The organism is Pinisolibacter sp. DMC19, from assembly GCF_056313985.1.
This window is the reverse complement of record NZ_JBQUZF010000005.1, coordinates 196,104-212,371: the sequence shown is the minus strand read 5'-3', so window position 1 is coordinate 212,371 and position 16,268 is coordinate 196,104. Positions and strand designations below refer to the sequence as shown.

17 protein-coding genes are annotated in these 16,268 nt (G+C 68.8%); all 17 read left to right on the top strand.

Annotated elements, in window-relative coordinates; translation table 11 throughout:
- Nucleotides 1-15: 15 nt before the first annotated feature.
- The 17 genes from ACT53U_RS14175 to ACT53U_RS14095 all read left to right on the top strand — a co-directional run bounded on the left by ACT53U_RS14175 (nt 16) and on the right by ACT53U_RS14095 (nt 16,128).
- A complete protein-coding gene (locus ACT53U_RS14175) occupies nt 16-1,806 on the top strand; it encodes a nickel-dependent hydrogenase large subunit (protein ID WP_476156091.1) in 1,791 nt (596 codons plus the stop codon).
- A gap of 108 nt (nt 1,807-1,914) precedes the next feature.
- Nucleotides 1,915-2,646, top strand: a complete 732-nt coding sequence (gene cybH / locus ACT53U_RS14170; protein ID WP_476156089.1) for a Ni/Fe-hydrogenase, b-type cytochrome subunit — start codon at nt 1,915-1,917, stop codon at nt 2,644-2,646.
- Nucleotides 2,647-2,650: 4 nt separating this feature from the next.
- A complete protein-coding gene (locus ACT53U_RS14165; protein WP_476156087.1) occupies nt 2,651-3,214 on the top strand; it encodes a HyaD/HybD family hydrogenase maturation endopeptidase in 564 nt (187 codons plus the stop codon).
- A 22-nt stretch (nt 3,215-3,236) separates the two neighbouring features.
- Nucleotides 3,237-3,563, top strand: a complete 327-nt coding sequence (locus ACT53U_RS14160; RefSeq protein ID WP_476156085.1) for a HypC/HybG/HupF family hydrogenase formation chaperone — start codon at nt 3,237-3,239, stop codon at nt 3,561-3,563.
- Between the two features lie 238 nt (nt 3,564-3,801).
- Entirely contained in the window at nt 3,802-4,257 is a 456-nt protein-coding gene (locus tag ACT53U_RS14155) for a hydrogenase accessory protein (RefSeq protein ID WP_476156083.1), read from the top strand.
- The gene (locus ACT53U_RS14150; protein WP_476156081.1) at nt 4,254-5,132 is read left to right on the top strand and encodes a hydrogenase expression/formation protein; all 879 of its coding nucleotides are present in this window, start codon (nt 4,254-4,256) and stop codon (nt 5,130-5,132) included. Before ACT53U_RS14155 ends, ACT53U_RS14150 begins: the two co-directional genes overlap by 4 nt.
- Nucleotides 5,129-5,344, top strand: a complete 216-nt coding sequence (locus ACT53U_RS14145; protein ID WP_476133567.1) for a rubredoxin — start codon at nt 5,129-5,131, stop codon at nt 5,342-5,344. The genes ACT53U_RS14150 and ACT53U_RS14145 overlap by 4 nt, the downstream gene beginning before the upstream one ends.
- Nucleotides 5,345-5,348: 4 nt before the next feature.
- Nucleotides 5,349-5,903, top strand: coding sequence for a [NiFe]-hydrogenase assembly chaperone HybE (gene hybE, locus ACT53U_RS14140; RefSeq protein WP_476156079.1), 555 nt, complete (start codon nt 5,349-5,351; stop codon nt 5,901-5,903).
- Between the two features lie 2 nt (nt 5,904-5,905).
- Nucleotides 5,906-7,030 carry a hypothetical protein gene (locus tag ACT53U_RS14135; protein ID WP_476156077.1) on the top strand — a complete coding sequence of 375 codons (1,125 nt, stop codon included), beginning with the start codon at nt 5,906-5,908 and terminating at the stop codon, nt 7,028-7,030.
- Nucleotides 7,023-7,364 (top strand): hydrogenase maturation nickel metallochaperone HypA, encoded by a 342-nt coding sequence (gene hypA, locus ACT53U_RS14130; protein ID WP_476133562.1) that lies wholly within the window; start codon nt 7,023-7,025, stop codon nt 7,362-7,364. The genes ACT53U_RS14135 and hypA overlap by 8 nt, the downstream gene beginning before the upstream one ends.
- Complete coding sequence (gene hypB, locus ACT53U_RS14125) at nt 7,364-8,449, top strand: hydrogenase nickel incorporation protein HypB (RefSeq protein ID WP_476156075.1); 1,086 nt, start codon at nt 7,364-7,366, stop codon at nt 8,447-8,449. The genes hypA and hypB overlap by 1 nt, the downstream gene beginning before the upstream one ends.
- A gap of 9 nt (nt 8,450-8,458) precedes the next feature.
- Nucleotides 8,459-10,789: a carbamoyltransferase HypF gene (gene hypF, locus ACT53U_RS14120; RefSeq protein WP_476156073.1), complete on the top strand. Its 2,331-nt coding sequence runs from the start codon at nt 8,459-8,461 to the stop codon at nt 10,787-10,789.
- A gap of 13 nt (nt 10,790-10,802) precedes the next feature.
- A complete protein-coding gene (locus ACT53U_RS14115; RefSeq protein ID WP_476156072.1) occupies nt 10,803-11,039 on the top strand; it encodes a HypC/HybG/HupF family hydrogenase formation chaperone in 237 nt (78 codons plus the stop codon).
- A complete protein-coding gene (gene hypD, locus ACT53U_RS14110; RefSeq protein WP_476156070.1) occupies nt 11,036-12,187 on the top strand; it encodes a hydrogenase formation protein HypD in 1,152 nt (383 codons plus the stop codon). The genes ACT53U_RS14115 and hypD overlap by 4 nt, the downstream gene beginning before the upstream one ends.
- A gap of 35 nt (nt 12,188-12,222) precedes the next feature.
- Nucleotides 12,223-13,251: a hydrogenase expression/formation protein HypE gene (hypE, locus tag ACT53U_RS14105; RefSeq protein ID WP_476156366.1), complete on the top strand. Its 1,029-nt coding sequence runs from the start codon at nt 12,223-12,225 to the stop codon at nt 13,249-13,251.
- A gap of 44 nt (nt 13,252-13,295) precedes the next feature.
- Nucleotides 13,296-14,756, top strand: coding sequence for a sigma-54-dependent transcriptional regulator (locus ACT53U_RS14100; RefSeq protein WP_476156068.1), 1,461 nt, complete (start codon nt 13,296-13,298; stop codon nt 14,754-14,756).
- Nucleotides 14,737-16,128 carry a sensor histidine kinase gene (locus ACT53U_RS14095; RefSeq protein ID WP_476156067.1) on the top strand — a complete coding sequence of 464 codons (1,392 nt, stop codon included), beginning with the start codon at nt 14,737-14,739 and terminating at the stop codon, nt 16,126-16,128. Before ACT53U_RS14100 ends, ACT53U_RS14095 begins: the two co-directional genes overlap by 20 nt.
- The last annotated feature ends 140 nt before the right edge of the window (nt 16,129-16,268 follow it).

Here is a 16,268-nt window from a genome sequence, read left to right as displayed (position 1 = left end):
AGAGGACGCGCCGTCATGGGCATCCAGACTCCGAACGGTTTCAATCTCGACAACTCCGGCAAGCGCATCGTCGTCGATCCGGTGACCCGCATCGAGGGTCACATGCGCGTCGAAGTGAACGTCGACGAGAACAACGTCATCCGCAACGCGGTGTCGACCGGCACCATGTGGCGTGGCATCGAAGTGATCCTGCGCGGCCGTGATCCGCGCGACGCCTGGGCCTTCACCGAGCGCATCTGCGGCGTGTGCACCGGCACCCACGCGCTGACCTCGGTGCGCGCGGTCGAGAACGCGCTCGACATCAAGATCCCGGAGAACGCCAACTCGATCCGCAACATCATGCAGCTGGCGCTGCAGGTGCACGACCATCTGGTCCACTTCTACCACCTGCATGCGCTCGACTGGGTCGACGTGGTCTCGGCGCTCTCCGCCGACCCGAAGGCGACGTCGCAGCTCGCCCAGTCGATCTCCAACTGGCCGCTGTCGTCGCCGGGCTACTTCAAGGACCTGCAGGGTCGCCTGAAGAAGTTCGTCGAATCGGGACAGCTCGGCCCGTTCAAGAACGGCTACTGGGGCCACAAGGCCTACAAGCTGCCGCCGGAAGCCAACCTCATGGCGGTCGCCCACTATCTGGAAGCGCTCGACTTCCAGAAGGAGATCGTCAAGATCCACACGATCTACGGCGGCAAGAACCCCCATCCGAACTGGCTGGTCGGCGGCGTGCCCTGCGCCATCAACGTCGACGGCGTGGGCTCGGTCGGTGCCATCAACATGGAACGCCTGAACCTGGTCTCGTCGATCATCGACCAGTGCATCGCCTTCACCGAGCAGGTCTACATCCCCGACCTGATGGCGATCGGTTCGTTCTACAAGGACTGGCTCTACGGTGGCGGTCTGTCGGGCAAGTCGGTGATGTCCTACGGCGACATTCCCGAGCACGCCAACGACTATTCGCCGGCTTCGCTCAAGCTGCCGCACGGCGTCATCCTCAACGGCAACCTCAAGGAGGTCATGCCGGTCGATCTCAAGGATCCCAACCAGATCCAGGAGTTCGTCACCCATTCCTGGTACAAGTACCCGGACGAGACCAAGGGCCTGCATCCGTGGGACGGCGTCACCGAGCCGAACTACGTGCTGGGTCCGAAGACCAAGGGCACCAAGACCAACATCCAGGCGCTCGACGAAGAGGGCAAGTACTCCTGGATCAAGTCGCCGCGCTGGAAGGGCAATGCCGTCGAAGTGGGCCCGCTCGCCCGCTACATCGTCGGCTACGCCCAGAACAAGGCGGAGTTCAAGGAGCCGGTCGACAAGCTGCTCAAGGACCTCGGCGCGCCGATCTCGGCGCTGTTCTCGACGCTCGGCCGCACCGCGGCGCGCGCGCTCGAGTGCCAGTGGGCGGCGCATCAGATGCGCTACTTCCAGGACAAGCTGGTCGCCACCATCAAGGCGGGCGACTCGTCGACCGCCAACACCGAGAAGTGGAAGCCGGAGAGCTGGCCGAAGGAGGTCAAGGGCGTCGGCTTCACCGAGGCGCCGCGCGGCGCGCTCGGCCACTGGGTGAAGATCAAGGACGGCAAGATCGACAACTATCAGGCCGTCGTGCCGACCACCTGGAACGGCTCGCCCCGCGACCCGAAGGGCGGCATCGGCGCCTTCGAGGCCGCGCTCATGGACACGCCGCTGGCGGATCCGGAGAAGCCGCTCGAGATCCTGCGCACCCTCCATTCCTTCGACCCGTGCCTGGCGTGCTCGACGCACGTCATGTCCGAGGACGGCCAGGACATGGCGACGGTCACGGTGCGCTGACCGGAACGGCGGGACGGCGGTTCGCCGCCGTCCCCTCCCTCAGGTTCGAGTACGATCACCGCATGGTCGACCCCGGTCGGCGCGGCGGGTGATCGTCGGGAGGATCCCATGACGACGCAGATCGCCGAAATCAAGGGCGCCTACGACGCCTCCGGCAAGGAAAAGGCGCGCGCGCTCCAGACCATCTACGTCTACGAGGCGCCGGTGCGCCTGTGGCACTGGGTCAATGCCCTGTGCATCCTGGTGCTGTGCATCTCCGGCTACTTCATCGGTTCGCCGCTTCCCTCGGTTCCGGGCGAGGCTTCGAACAACTTCCTGATGGGCTACATCCGCTTCGCGCATTTCGCGACCGGGCAGACGCTCATCGTCTTCTTCCTGTTCCGCCTCTACTGGGCCTTCGTGGGCAACGCCTATTCGCGTCAGCTCTTCATCCTGCCGGTGTGGAACAAGACCTGGCTCTGGGGTGTGATCTACGAGGCCAAGTGGTATGCCTTCCTGGTGAAGGACCCGAAGAAGTACATCGGCCACAACCCGCTGGCGCATATCGCCATGTTCACCTTCATGCTGTTCCTCGTCTTCATGATGATCAGCGGCATGGCGCTCTATTCCGAGGGTGAGGGACAGGCGAGCTGGCAGTACAAACTGTTCGGCTGGGTCTTCTCGATCTTCCACAACAGTCAGGACCTCCACACCTGGCACCATCTCGGCATGTGGGCGATCGTGACCTTCGTGGTCGTGCACGTCTACGCCGCGGTGCGCGAAGACATCCTCAGCCGCCAGTCGATGATCTCGTCGATGGTGTCGGGCGAACGTCTGTTCCGCGACGATCTGAAGGACTGAGACGATGGGACAAGCGACCTCGCGCACGCTGGTGCTCGGCATCGGCAACATCCTGTGGGCGGACGAGGGCTTCGGGGTCAGGGCGGTGGAGGAATTCCACCGCCGCTACCGCGTTCCCGACGACGTCACCGTCCTCGACGGCGGCACCCAGGGGCTCTACCTCGTCAACTTCCTGCAGGAGCACGACCGCCTGCTGGTGTTCGACGCGATCGATTACGGGCTGGAACCCGGCACGTTGAAGATCGTCCGCGACGACGAGGTGCCGAAGTTCACCGGCGCCAAGAAGATGTCGCTTCACCAGACGGGCTTCCAGGAGGTATTGTCGGCGGCGGATCTGCTCGGGGCCTATCCCCGGGAGCTCGCGCTGATCGGCTGCCAGCCGCTCGATCTCGAGGACTGGGGCGGACCGCTCACCGGGCCGGCGCGCGATGCGCTGGAACCGGCGCTCGCCGCCGCCGTGGCGCTGCTCGCCGAGTGGGGCATCGCGGTGGAGAGCCGGGCGGACGCGGCCGAGCCGCTGCTGGCCAACGACATCGACTTCGTCGCCTACGAGCGACGGGTCGGCTGAGACTTCGAAGGGACGAGCAACCATGTGCCTCGGGATTCCGATGGTCGTCGTCGAAGGCGACGACATGACCGCACTCGTCGCCCGCGGCGACGAGCAGCGGCGCGTCTCGATGCTGCTGATCGGCGAGCAGCCGGTCGGTACACGGGTGCTCGTCCACATCGACAGCGCGGTGCGCGTGCTCGACGAGGCCGAGGCGACGATGATCGACAATGCGCTGCGCGGCCTCGCCGCGGCGCTCGACGGCGAGAGCTTCGACCATCTCTTCGCCGATCTGGTCGGGCGCGAACCGCAGCTGCCCGACTTCCTGCGCGAAGACGGCGGCGAGGACGTCCCCGCCGCGACGGCCTGACCGGGCCTTCACGCACCCCGCGCAACGGCGCGCGGGATACGCGGTCCGATCAATTGATTTCCATCGATGGAAAGTGCACGGTCGTATCCGGAAGCGGCGCTCGGGGTGTCCCGACGGTCGTGACCGGAAAACGGCGGTCGTTTGCTTGTCATCGGGTGGACGGAGTGTTGGCATACGGCTTGCTGAACCAGAGGGAGGCGGGCCACAGACAAACGCGAAGCCCGCACCGGGAGGACGCATGACACATCCCCTCGTCGCCGCATTGGCCGATCGCTACGGCCTGCCGGTGGTCGATCCCTCGTCGATCGACGCTTTTCTCGCGCCCGCGGAGGGGGAACCCCCGCATGCGCTGCTGTTCTTTCCCGGCGATCCGGCGACGCGGGCGGAAACGCTCGACGTGGCCGTGGTGATGCCGGAGGTGCTGGCCGCCTTCCAGCGTCGCCTGCGCGGCGCCGTCGTGGCGACCGGCGCGGAGGCGGCGCTGTCGTCGCGTTTCCACGTCGCGGTGTTGCCGTCGCTCGTCGTGACGCGGGGCATGGAGACGATCGCGGTTCTGCCGAAGATCCGCGACTGGTCGGAATACATGGAAAAGATCGAGACGGCGCTGGCGGCGGACGCCCCGGCGCTGATCAAGGACGAGAAGCCGCGGGTGGCCTTCACCACATCGCAGGCCGCGAGGGGAGACGAGGCATGAAGGCTGGATTCTGGGTCGCGCCGGACGGCGCCGACGAAGGCGTGTCGATGGTGCCGATCGGCATCGACGACAAGGCTTCGGGTTTCGCCGGTCGCTCGGGCCTGACGGGCACCGGCACCATCTCCTTCCTCGCCACCTCGAGCGCCGAGGAACTGATCGCGCGCTGTCCGCGGGTGGCGAGCCTGTTGCCCGAGATGATCGCGGCGCTGGAGACGCAGGAGGTCGGCCGGCCGAGCCGGCTGTTCGATCTCGACGGCTATGGCGCCGACGATCTCGAGCTGCTCGGCCAGGTGCTGGGCGAGGGCGAGGTCTCCGCCACGGTGGCGCTGCCCGAAGGGGTCGTGGCGCAGGTGCAGGAATCGGTGATGGCCGGCCTGTGGCGGGTGCGTTTCACCGACGCCTCGGGCGCCCGCGTCGCCGACTACGTCGAGGTCGCCTCGGTGCCGGCGGCGGTCGAGCGCGCGGCGTCGATGACGACGGTGCTCGAGGATCTGCCGCCGCCGCCCGAGGGCGCGATGAACGTGATGTCGCTCCTGACCGAGATCCGCGACCGCGCGCTGGCGCATCGTCCCGGCGATCCGTCCCATGCCATCACCTTCTCGCTGTTCCCGATGTCGGAAGCCGACATGAGCCATCTCCAGGACACGCTGGGGCCGGGGCCGGTGCAGATGCTGTCGCGCGGCTACGGCACCTGCCGGATCGTCGCGACCGGCACGCGGAACGTCTGGTCGGTGCAGTTCTTCAACGCCATGGACACGATCGTGCTCGACACGCTGGAGATCGGCGACGTGCCGGTGACGGCGCGCGCGGCGGTCGAGGACTTCCGCGATTCGGCCGAGCGCTTGAAAGACATCCGCGAGGCCTATTTCCAATGAGTGGCTTCGAGAACTTCGGCGTGAAGCAGGATGTGACGGCGGAGACGAAGATGGAGTGCGGCATCTGCTGGCACGTCTACGATCCGGCCGAAGGCGACGACGCCTGGCAGGTGCCGCCCGGCACGTCCTTCGCCGATCTGCCGGAGGAGTGGACCTGCCCGAACTGCAGCGCGCCGCGCTCGAAGTTCATGATCCTCGGATCGGGAGGCTGATGTCGTGACCGAGACCGCGCCGTCGACCCTCGTCTCGCCGAAGCCGCAGGCCCTGCCTGCGGACGATGCTGCGGCGTCGGTCGTGGCGGCACGGCTCGAGGCGGCCTTCCGCGTGGTGGCCGACGGGCCGATGCGCGACGTGCCGCTGGTCAATCCGGCGCTGGTGGTCGAGGCGGTCGGCTTTCGCCCCTGGGGCTCGCGCATCGTCGGGGTGATGGCGACGCCGTGGTTCATGAACCTCGTCGTCACCGCGCCGCCGGACGGACCGGAGCTCGAGCCGGCTTCGCCCGGCTCGACCGTGGTCCATGCCTTCCCCGGCGGCGACTTTCCCTGCGTGGTCGGGGCGGTCGACGGGTTCGGCCGGCTCGACAGCGCCTCGTTCTTTTCGCCGATGTTCGAGTTCGACGATCCGGCGGTCGTCCGTGCGGTCGCCGAAGCGGCGATCGAGGAAGTCTTCCGGGCACCCGAGCCGGAGCCCGAACCGCAGCCCGAGAAACGGGCGCCGACGGCGATCGATCGCCGCGCGCTGCTCTTCGGCCGCCGCGGCGGGGAGGGCTGAGCATGGCGGCGGTCGCACCTCTTTCGGCCGGCGGGATCCGGCTCGAGATCGCGGTCGATCCCGAGACGCGAACGGCGCGTCGCGTCGCGATCAGCTCGACCCGGCCGACCGGCTTTTCGGGTCGTCTGCTCGCCGGGCGTTCGGCCGGCGAGGTGCCGGCGCTGCTGGCGCGGATGCATGCGCTGTGCGGCCGCTCCCACTGGGTGGCGGCGGAAACCGCGATCATCGCGGCGATGGGGCGCGACGTCGAACCGATCGTCGCCGAACGGATGCAGGGTCTCGCCGCCGAGCGGCTGGGCGAGCATCTGAGGGCGATGGTGACCGGCTCGGGCGTCGGCGGGGTCGACGCCACCGATCGCGAGACGCTCGCCGACGTGCGGGCGGTGCTCGCCGGCGTCCATGCCCTGCTCGGCACTGCGGTCGGTGGTCCCGTGACCGAGGCGACGGGGGCGATCGACCGCATCCGCGGCGCGCTCCTGCGGCTCGGTCCGACGATCGATCGGCGCGGGCGGCTGGCGGTCGCCTCCGGTTCGTGGGCGTCGCGGGCGCTCGAGGCGATCGCGGCGGAGACCGACGACCGCTTCGGCCGTTGCGACGCGTTGCGGCCGAGCGACGACGAGGCGGTGATCGCCGAACTGACGCGCGATCCGGAGGGCTTCTCGGCGCTGCCGCGGCTCGCCGGGCGCAAGCCCGAGGCGGGACCGGGGGCGCGGGCGGCGACGTCGCGGACGCTCGCCGATGGGCGCTTCCGCCTGGCGGCGCGGCTCGCCGAGATCGCGGAAGCCGCCGAACTGCTCGACGCGCCGCAGGACGATCGCCTGCGCATAGGCGCCGACTGGATCACCGGGCGACAGGTCGGTCCACGCACCGGCCATGCCGCGGTCGAGAGCCCGCGCGGCCGGCTGCACCATCTGGCGCGGGTCGACGAGGATGGACGCGTCGTTTCCTGGGCGATCGTCGCGCCGACCGAATGGAACTTTCACCCCGACGGGCCGCTCGCAGCGACGCTCGCCGCCAACGTCTTTCCCGCGGGCGCCGAAGGGCTGGCGCGGGCGGAGCGGATCGGGTCGCTGTTCGACCCCTGCGTCGGTTGGGACGTGGCGATCGAGGAGATGCTCGATGCATGAGATGTCGCTCATGGAGAGCGTGATCGAGATCGTCGAGGAAGAGGCGCGCCGCGCCGGGGCGACATCGGTCAAGGTGGTCAAGCTCGCGATCGGTGAACTGTCCCACGTCGAACCGGACGCCATGCGCTTCTGCTTCGAGGCGGTGACCGGCGGAACGATCGCGGCGGGCGCCGTGCTCGAGATCGAACGTGTGCCCGGCGAGGGCTGGTGCATGGACTGCGGCAAGACGGTGCCGCTGTCGGAGCGCTTCGGGGCCTGCCCCGAATGCGGCAATCACAGGGTTCAGATGACCGGCGGCGACGATCTGCGCGTCGCGGAGTTGGAGGTTGAGTGATGTGCACGGTCTGCGGTTGCGGCACGGCGACGGTCGAAGGTAAGCCGGTGGGCGACCACCATCATGGGCACGACCATGATCATCACCACCACGATCACGATCACGATCATGGGCACGACCACGACCATGACCATGATCACGTCCACGACGCCGATCATGCCCATGCGCACGATCACGGCCATGCCCACGTCCATTCGCACGACCACGATCACGACGGCCATTCCCATGCCCACGAGCATGAGCACGGCCACGACCACGGCCATTCCCATGCCCACGGCCACGATCACGGGCACACCCACGACCATGATCATGACCATGACCACGGGCACGACCATGATCATGACCACGTGACGAAGTCGGGCGACGACCTCCACTACGGCGGCGGTCTCGCCGGGGTCCATGTGCCGGGGATCTCGCAGGACCGGCTGGTGCGGATCGAGCGCGACATCCTCTCCAAGAACGACCGGCTCGCCCGCGACAATCGCCGGGCGCTGGCCGAGAAGGGTGCCTTCGCGCTGAACTTCGTCTCCTCGCCCGGCTCGGGCAAGACGACGCTTCTGTGCAAGGTCATCGGCGATCTGAAGGGCCGTTACCCGATCTCGGTGATCGAGGGCGATCAGCAGACCTCCAACGACGCCGATCGCATTCGCGCCACCGGCGTCAAGGCGATCCAGGTCAACACCGGCAAGGGCTGCCACCTCGACGCCTCGATGGTCGGCCGGGCGCTCGGCGATCTCGATCTGCCGGAGAACGCGCTGCTCTTCATCGAGAACGTCGGCAATCTCGTCTGCCCGGCCGCCTTCGACCTCGGCGAGGCGCACAAGGTGGCGGTGCTGTCGGTGACCGAGGGCGAGGACAAGCCGCTCAAGTACCCGGACATGTTCGCCGCCGCCGACCTGATGCTGCTCAACAAGTCCGACCTGCTGCCGCATCTCGACTTCGACGTCGCGGCCTGCATCGCCGCGGCGAAGCAGGTCAATCCGCGGCTCGAGGTGCTGACGGTGTCGGCGCGCACCGGCGAAGGGCTCGAAGCCTTCTACGCCTGGGTCGACAAGCGCGCCGCCTTCGCGCGCCGTCCGGCCTGAGGAGGGACCATGTCGCTCGATCCGCTCTTCGCACGCCAGGGACAGGACGAGGTCGCTTCCGCGATCGATCGTCTGCGCCTGCGCGTCCGGGGTGCGGTTCAGGGTGTCGGCATGCGGCCCTTCGTCTACGGGCTGGCGATGCGGTTCGGGCTTTCGGGCTACGTGCTCAACGACGGCGACGGCGTGCTGATCGAGGTCGAGGGCGAGGGGCTCGACGCCTTCCGCGCCGCCCTCGAAGCCGAGCGCCCGCCGCTCGCCCGTTTCGACGCGATCGAGACGGTGCCGCTGGCGCCGCGCGGCGAGACCGGGTTCCGCATCGTCGAGAGCATCGCCGGCAAGGTGCGGACGCGGGTGCCGGCCGATGCCGCGACCTGTTCGGCCTGTCTCGACGATCTCTTCGATCCCGAGAGCCGCTATCACCTCTATCCCTTCGTCAACTGCACCCATTGCGGGCCGCGGCTGACGATCACGGCGCGGCTGCCCTACGACCGGGCGCAGACGTCGATGGCGTCCTTCCCGATGTGCGGCTCCTGTGCCGCCGCCTATCGCGACCCGACCGATCGGCGCTTCCATGCCGAACCGGTCGCCTGTCCGGCCTGCGGGCCGCGGCTGACCCATTCGGTCGAGACGATCGTCGCGGCGATCCGCGCGGGGAAGATCGTGGCGCTGAAGGGCCTCGGCGGGTTCCATCTCCTCTGCGACGCGCGCAACGAGGCCGCGGTCGCCGAACTGCGTCGGCGCAAGCAGCGCGATGCCAAGCCCTTCGCGGTGATGGTGGCGAACCTCGCCTCGCTCGACGGGCTGGTCGTGGCGAGCGAGGCCGAGCGGGCGCTCCTCGCCTCGCCGGCGGCGCCGATCGTGGTGATGGACGCGGTTGCGGGCGCGGTGGCGCCGTCGATCGCGCCCCATCTCTCCCGCCTCGGCGTCATGCTGGCGGCGACGCCGCTGCACCACCTGCTCTTCTGGGAGGCAGCCGGGCGGCCGTCGTGCAAGGCGGTGCGCGAGGGGGCGAACGACTTCGTCGTCGTCGCGACCTCGGCCAATCCCGGCGGCGAGCCGCTGGTGATCGACGACGCGGATGCGCAGCGCCGGCTCGGCGGCATCGCCGATCTGATCGTCGGCCACGATCGCGGCATCGTCATCCGCGCCGACGACAGCGTCATGCAGGTGGTGGCCGGGCGGCCGAGCTTCATCCGCCGGGCGCGCGGCTTCGTGCCGGAACCGATCGACCTCGGCGCCGACGGCCCCTCGGTGCTGGCGACCGGCGCCCATCTCAAGGCGACGGTCTGCGTGACGCGCGGGCGCGAGGCCTTCGTCTCGCAGCATGTCGGCGATCTCGACACCGCCGAGACGGTCAAGTTCTACCGCGAGACGGCGGCCCATCTGATGGCGCTTCTCGACGTCGAGCCGGAGCTGGTCGTCTGCGACCTCCACCCCGACTACCGCTCGTCGCGCTTCGCCGCCGAGTTCGCCGTGCCCTGCCTGTCCGTGCAGCACCATGCCGCCCATGTCGCGGCGGTGGCGGCGGAACACGGGATCACCGGGCCGATCTTCGGTCTGGCGCTCGACGGCATCGGCCACGGCGACGACGGTGCCGCCTGGGGCGGCGAGGCGATCCGGGTCGAGGGATCGGGCTTCGCCCGGCTCGGCCGGTTGGCGCCGATCGCCCTGCCGGGAGGTGACCGCGCGGCGCGCGAGCCCTGGCGCATGGCGCTGGCGGCGGCCCATCTCGCCGGCGACCTCGAGGCGGCGAAGAAGCGTTTCGCCGCAGATCTCGAGGCGGCGAACCATCCCCGCATGCCGGCCGCGATGGTCGGGCCGCTGGCCGATCGTCTGGCCTCGGGGCGCGAGGCGACGACGACGTCGCTCGGTCGGCTCTTCGACGCCGCCGCCGGTCTTCTCGGTCTTCGCCTGGTGCAGGACCACGAGGGACAGGCGGCGATGGAGCTCGAGGCGCTGGTCCGCGCGCCCGTCCGCGGCTCCGGCCTCTACCGGATCGAGGACGGCGTGCTCGACTTCCGACCGCTGCTCGTCGAGCTCTGCCGGCCGGGGATCGATCCGCGCGCCGGCGCCGAACTCTTCCACGGCGCCGTCACCGACGGGCTCCTCGCCCTCGTCGCCGCACTCGCCGTGCCCGGCGAGCGTGTCGCGCTCGGCGGTGGCTGCCTGATGAACCGCGTGCTCGCGACCGGGCTCGACGAAGGCCTCGTCGCGCGCGGCTTCCGTCCGCTCTTTGCCGAGAAGGTCCCGCCGGGCGACGGCGGCCTCTCGCTGGGTCAGGCCGCGCTCGGCCGTGCCCATCTCGTCACCCCGATCCAAAACGACAAGACGATCCCCTGAAGGAGCCGACACCATGTGTCTCGCCATCCCCGCTCTCGTGAGTGAACTGCTTCCCGACGACATGGCGCGCGTCAATCTCGACGGCGTCACCAAGGAAATCTCGGTCGCGATGGTCGAGGGCGTGACGCCCGGCGACTACGTGATCGTCCATGTCGGCTACGCGCTCGCCAAGATCGACGCGGAGGAAGCAGCCGAGACGCTGCGTCTCCTCGCCGAGGCCGGCGCCTTGGCGAAGGGAGCGGTGCAATGAAATACGTCGACGAATATCGCGACGGCAAACTCGCCCGCGCGGTCGCCGCGACCATCGCGGCCGAGGCCGATCCGGCCCGCTCCTACGCCTTCATGGAGTTCTGCGGTGGCCACACCCATGCGATCTCGCGCTACGGGCTCGAGGATCTGCTGCCGAAGAACGTCAGGATGATCCACGGTCCGGGCTGCCCGGTCTGCGTGCTGCCGATCGGCCGGATCGACGAGGCGATCGAACTCGCCAAGAACCCGGAGGTGACGCTCCTCACCTACGCCGACCTGATGCGCGTGCCGGGTTCCAAGGGCACGTCGCTGATCAAGGCGAAGGCGGCGGGCAGCGACATCCGCATGGTCTATTCGACCCTCGACGCGGTGCGCATCGCCGAGGAGAACCCGAACCGTCAGGTCGTGTTCTTCGCCATCGGCTTCGAGACGACGACGCCGCCGACCGCCATGGCTGTGAAGCTGGCGCGGAAGAAGGGGCTGACCAACTTCACCTGTTTCGTCAACCACGTGCTGACGCCGTCGGCCATTCGCGCCATCCTCGATGCGCCGGAGATCGACGGTCATTCGCCGGTGAAGATCCAGGGCTTCCTGGGGCCGTCCCACGTCTCGGCGGTGATCGGCCTCGAGCCCTACGACACGTTCGTCGAGGAATACGGCCAGCGCATCGTCGTTTCCGGCTTCGAGCCGCTCGACGTGATGCAGTCGGTGCTGATGCTGGTGCGTCAGATGAACGAGGGCCGCAACGAGGTCGAGAACCAGTACATCCGCGCCGTCACCCGCGAGGGCAACCGGGCGGCGCAGGCGCTGGTCGCGGAAGTCTTCGATCTGCGCGACGCCTTCGAATGGCGCGGTCTCGGCTCGATCCCGAACTCGGCGCTGAAGCTGCGCGACGAATGGGCCGAGTTCGATGCCGAGAAGCGTTTCGCGGTGAAGCGCATCGAGGCCTCGGACAATCCGGCCTGCGAATGCGGCACCATCCTGATCGGCGCCAAGGAGCCGGCCGACTGCAGGCTCTTCGGCACGGTCTGCACGCCCGAGACGCCGATGGGCTCCTGCATGGTGTCGTCGGAAGGCGCCTGCGCGGCGCACTGGACCTATGGCCGCTTCCGGGTGAAGGCGAAGCAGGCTGAAAGGAAAGCCTCGTGAACGAGATCTCCAATCCCCGCGTGCGTCATCGCAAGATGGATCTCAAGAACGGCCGCGTCGACCTCTCGCACGGCTCGGGCGGCCGGGCCATGGCGCAGCTGATCTCCGAGATCTTCCACGAGGCCTTTTCCAATCCGCTGCTCGACCAGGGCAACGATCAGGCGACCTTCCCGACGCCCGCCGGCCCCGGTGAGAAGATGGTGATGACCACCGACGGCTACGTCGTGTCGCCGCTGTTCTTCCCCGGCGGCAACATCGGCTCGCTGGCGGTGCACGGCACGATCAACGACGTCGCCATGGGCGGCGCGCGACCGGTGGCGCTGTCGGCCTCCTTCATCATCGAAGAGGGCTTCCCGCTGGCGGATCTGAAGCGGATCGCCGACACGATGGGCGAGGCGGCGCGCGAAGCCGGCGTGCCGATCGTCACCGGCGACACCAAGGTGGTCGAGCGCGGCAAGGCCGACGGCGTCTTCATCTCCACCGCCGGCATCGGCGTGGTGGCGGCGGGCGTCGAGCTGTCGGGCGACCGGGCGCGGCCGGGCGACAGGGTGATCGTCTCCGGCTCGATCGGCGATCACGGCGTCGCCATCATGTCGAGCCGCGAAAACCTGACCTTCGACACCGCGATCGTCTCGGATTCGGCCGCCCTCCATGGGCTGGTCGCGGCGATGATCGAGGCGGGGGCGCCGCATCTGCGCCTGCTGCGCGATCCGACGCGCGGAGGGCTCGCAGCCACCCTCAACGAGATCGCCCACCAGTCTCGGGTCGGCATCCGCATCGAGGAAGACGACGTGCCGGTGAAGCCGGAGGTCCATGCTGCCTGCGAGTTCCTCGGTCTCGATCCCTTGAACGTCGCCAACGAGGGCAAGCTCATCGCGGTCGTCGCGCCGGAGGGGGCCGAGGCCGTGCTGGCGGCGATGCGCGCGCATCCGCTGGGGGCGGAAGCAGCGATCGTCGGCGAGGTGATCGAAGACGATCAGTTCTTCGTGCAGATGACGACGTCGTTCGGCGGCGGTCGCATCGTCGACTGGCTGTCGGGCGAGCAACTGCCGCGCATCTGCTGATGCCGATCGAGGGGAACGATCGTGGTCCAATCGGGGGAACAGTGATGCCGGGCAATGCCACGGTGCTCGTCATCGACGACGAGATCCGCAGCCTCGAGGCGATCCGCCGCGTGCTGGCGGAGGAGTTCGAGGTCATCTCCGTGCGCGGGGCGGCGGAGGCCGAGGACGTGCTGGCCGGCGAGATGGTGCAGGTCATCCTGTGCGATCAGCGCATGCCGGGCGAGAACGGCGTCGACTTCCTGAAGCGCGTCCGCGACCAGTGGCCCGACCCGATCCGCATGATCATCTCGGGCTACACCGACAGTGAAGATATCATCGCCGGCGTCAACGAGGCGGGGATCTATCACTACATCACCAAGCCCTGGCACCCCGATCGGCTGATCGACACGGTGCGCGAGGCCTCGCGGCTCTATTGGGCGCAGCGCGAGGCCGGCGGCGCCGGGGCGGTGGAGGCGAAGCCCTCGCCGAAGCGGCTGACCTCGGTGGTCGGTGATCTGCGGCGGGCGCAGCGACGGCTCGGCGACTTCGACAAGATCGTCCACGAGCCGGCGAGCCCGGTGGCCCATGCCATCGCGCTGGCCAAGCGGGCGACCGACTACGACATCTCGGTGCTGATCACCGGCGCCTCGGGCACCGGCAAGGAACTGCTGGCGCGGGCGATCCACAACGGCTCGGGCCGGGCCGATCAGCCCTTCGTCGTCGAGAACTGCGGTGCACTGCCGGACGATCTGCTCGAGAGCGAGCTCTTCGGCTGCAAGAAGGGCGCCTTCACCGGCGCCTATCAGGACCGCATCGGCCTGTTCGAAGTGGCCGACGGCGGCACCATCTTCCTCGACGAGATCGGCGAGACCTCGCCGGCTTTCCAGGTGAAGCTGCTGCGCGTGCTGCAGGAGGGCGAGATCCGTCCGCTCGGCGCGCAGCGGCCGCGGAAGGTCGACGTCCGCGTCATCGCGGCGACCAACCGCAACCTGATGGGCGAGGTCGACGCCGGGCGCTTCCGCCGCGACCTGTTCTACCGGCTGGCGGCCTTCCCGATCCATCTGCCGTCGCTCGCCGAACGCGCCATGGACGTGCCGGCGATCGCGGCGCGCATCCTCGGCGACGTCAATCGCGCCTTCAAGCGCGACGTGTCGGGCTTCACCAGCGAGACGCTGGCGGCGATGACGCGTTACGAGTGGCCGGGCAACGTCCGCGAACTCGCCAACGAGATCCAGCGCATGGTGGCGCTGTCCGACCGCGACGGCGCGCTCGGGATCGATCTCCTGTCGCCGCGCATCGCCCATGCCGGGCGGCCGGTGCGCGTGGTCGACGCTTCCGGTCCGCGGCCGCAGCTCAAGGAGCGGGTCGAATCGTTGGAACGCGAGGTGATCTCCGAGGCGCTCGATCGGTTGAACGGCAACATCTCGCGGGTCGCCGCCGAACTCGGATTGTCGCGCGTCGGTCTCCGGGCGAAGATCCACCGCTACGATCTGAGACGAGACCTCGATGACGACGAGCGAGACTGATCTGCGGCCGCGGCCGGCGAACCTGATGGCCCATGTCTTCGACGAAGGCGGGGCCGGGCTCGACGGCGCCGGTGAGGAGATGTGGATCGACGTCATCGCCAAGATGGACGCGGTCTACTCGGATCTCCTGCGCTACGAGGCGGATCTCGAGACCAAGAACGCCGAGTTGGAAGCGGCCGAGGGCTTCATCTCCTCGGTGATCGCCTCGGTCTCCGACATTCTGGTGGTGGTCGACGAGCGCGGCGCGGTGGTGAAGGCCAATCCCGCTTTCTCGCGCATCATCGCCCGGCCGCTCGAGGCGGTGCTCGGCGAACGGCTCGGCGATCTCGTCGTCGAGGGCGACCGGGCCAAGGCGCGCAACGCGCTGCTGTCGGGCGTCGAGGGCGAGGTGCGCGAGCTCGAGCTGTCGTTCCTGACCGCCGAGGGCGCCTCCGACCTGATGGCGATCAACGTCTCGGCCCGTTTCGACCACAACGGTCACCGGGTCGGCGCGGTCTTGACCGGGCGGCCGATCGGCGAGCTGCGCCGCGCCTACGAGGCGCTGCACAAGGCGCACATGGAGCTGCAGAAGGCGCAGCGCAAGCTGATCGAGCAGGAGAAGATGGCGAGCCTCGGCCGCCTCGTCGCCGGCGTCGCCCACGAGCTCAACAACCCGATCTCCTTCGTCTACGGCAACATCCACACGCTCGAGCGCTATCGCAAGAGCCTGGAGCGCTACATCGGCGCGCTGGAAGAAGAGGCGCCGCGGGCCGCAGTCGACCGGCTGAAGCGGGAGAGCAGGGTCGGCGCCATCCTCGCCGACCTCGCGCCACTGATCGAGGGTACGCTCGAAGGCGCCATGCGCATTTCCGAGATCGTCAAGAACCTTCGCCGGCTTTCCTTCTCGCGGGCGAGCGAGAATGCCAACGTCGATCTCGCCAAACTGATCGGCACGGCGGCGCAATGGGCGATGCGGGCGAAGAACGTCCCGGCCAAGCTCGAGACCGATCTCGAACCCGGCCTGACGGTCGAGGGCGAAGAGGGCAAGATCCACCAGGTGCTGGTCAATCTGGTCGACAACGCGCTCGACGCGGTCAAGGCGGTGCCCGAGCCGCACGTGACGATCGCGATGCACGCCCAAGGCGACGACGTGGTGATCGAGGTCGCCGACAACGGCGCCGGCATCGCCGACGGCGTAGCCGACAAGATCTTCGAGCCCTTCTTCACCACCAAGGTGGTGGGCGAGGGGACGGGTCTGGGGCTCTGGATCTCCTACGCCATCGCCCGCGAGCACGGCGGCTCGCTCTCGGCGGCGAACGGGCCGGTCAAGGGTGCGGTGTTCCAACTGCGCCTGCCGCGCCACCAGCCGGGCAGCCGCCGCGCGGGTGGGTGAGGGGCAAGCGGCTTCCGGCCCTTCGATGGAACTCCTGGCGTCGCCGCCGCTTCCCCCTCCCCTGATGGGAGGGTGGGAGCGCCGCGCATCGTGGCGCGACCCTTCGTCCCACGGCGCCGCGTTGCAAACGGCGGCGGCAC

Bases quoted from the DNA above. Each gene is read 5' to 3' on its own strand.
- ACT53U_RS14175 (WP_476156091.1), top strand. From the start codon at position 16: ATGGGCATCCAGACTCCGAACGGTTTCAATCTCGACAACTCCGGCAAG.
- cybH (WP_476156089.1), top strand. From the start codon at position 1,915: ATGACGACGCAGATCGCCGAAATCAAGGGCGCCTACGACGCCTCCGGC.
- ACT53U_RS14165 (WP_476156087.1), top strand. From the start codon at position 2,651: ATGGGACAAGCGACCTCGCGCACGCTGGTGCTCGGCATCGGCAACATC.
- ACT53U_RS14160 (WP_476156085.1), top strand. From the start codon at position 3,237: ATGTGCCTCGGGATTCCGATGGTCGTCGTCGAAGGCGACGACATGACC.
- ACT53U_RS14155 (WP_476156083.1), top strand. From the start codon at position 3,802: ATGACACATCCCCTCGTCGCCGCATTGGCCGATCGCTACGGCCTGCCG.
- ACT53U_RS14150 (WP_476156081.1), top strand. From the start codon at position 4,254: ATGAAGGCTGGATTCTGGGTCGCGCCGGACGGCGCCGACGAAGGCGTG.
- ACT53U_RS14145 (WP_476133567.1), top strand. From the start codon at position 5,129: ATGAGTGGCTTCGAGAACTTCGGCGTGAAGCAGGATGTGACGGCGGAG.
- ACT53U_RS14135 (WP_476156077.1), top strand. From the start codon at position 5,906: ATGGCGGCGGTCGCACCTCTTTCGGCCGGCGGGATCCGGCTCGAGATC.
- hypA (WP_476133562.1), top strand. From the start codon at position 7,023: ATGCATGAGATGTCGCTCATGGAGAGCGTGATCGAGATCGTCGAGGAA.
- hypB (WP_476156075.1), top strand. From the start codon at position 7,364: ATGTGCACGGTCTGCGGTTGCGGCACGGCGACGGTCGAAGGTAAGCCG.
- hypF (WP_476156073.1), top strand. From the start codon at position 8,459: ATGTCGCTCGATCCGCTCTTCGCACGCCAGGGACAGGACGAGGTCGCT.
- ACT53U_RS14115 (WP_476156072.1), top strand. From the start codon at position 10,803: ATGTGTCTCGCCATCCCCGCTCTCGTGAGTGAACTGCTTCCCGACGAC.
- hypD (WP_476156070.1), top strand. From the start codon at position 11,036: ATGAAATACGTCGACGAATATCGCGACGGCAAACTCGCCCGCGCGGTC.
- hypE (WP_476156366.1), top strand. From the start codon at position 12,223: ATGGATCTCAAGAACGGCCGCGTCGACCTCTCGCACGGCTCGGGCGGC.
- ACT53U_RS14100 (WP_476156068.1), top strand. From the start codon at position 13,296: ATGCCGGGCAATGCCACGGTGCTCGTCATCGACGACGAGATCCGCAGC.
- ACT53U_RS14095 (WP_476156067.1), top strand. From the start codon at position 14,737: ATGACGACGAGCGAGACTGATCTGCGGCCGCGGCCGGCGAACCTGATG.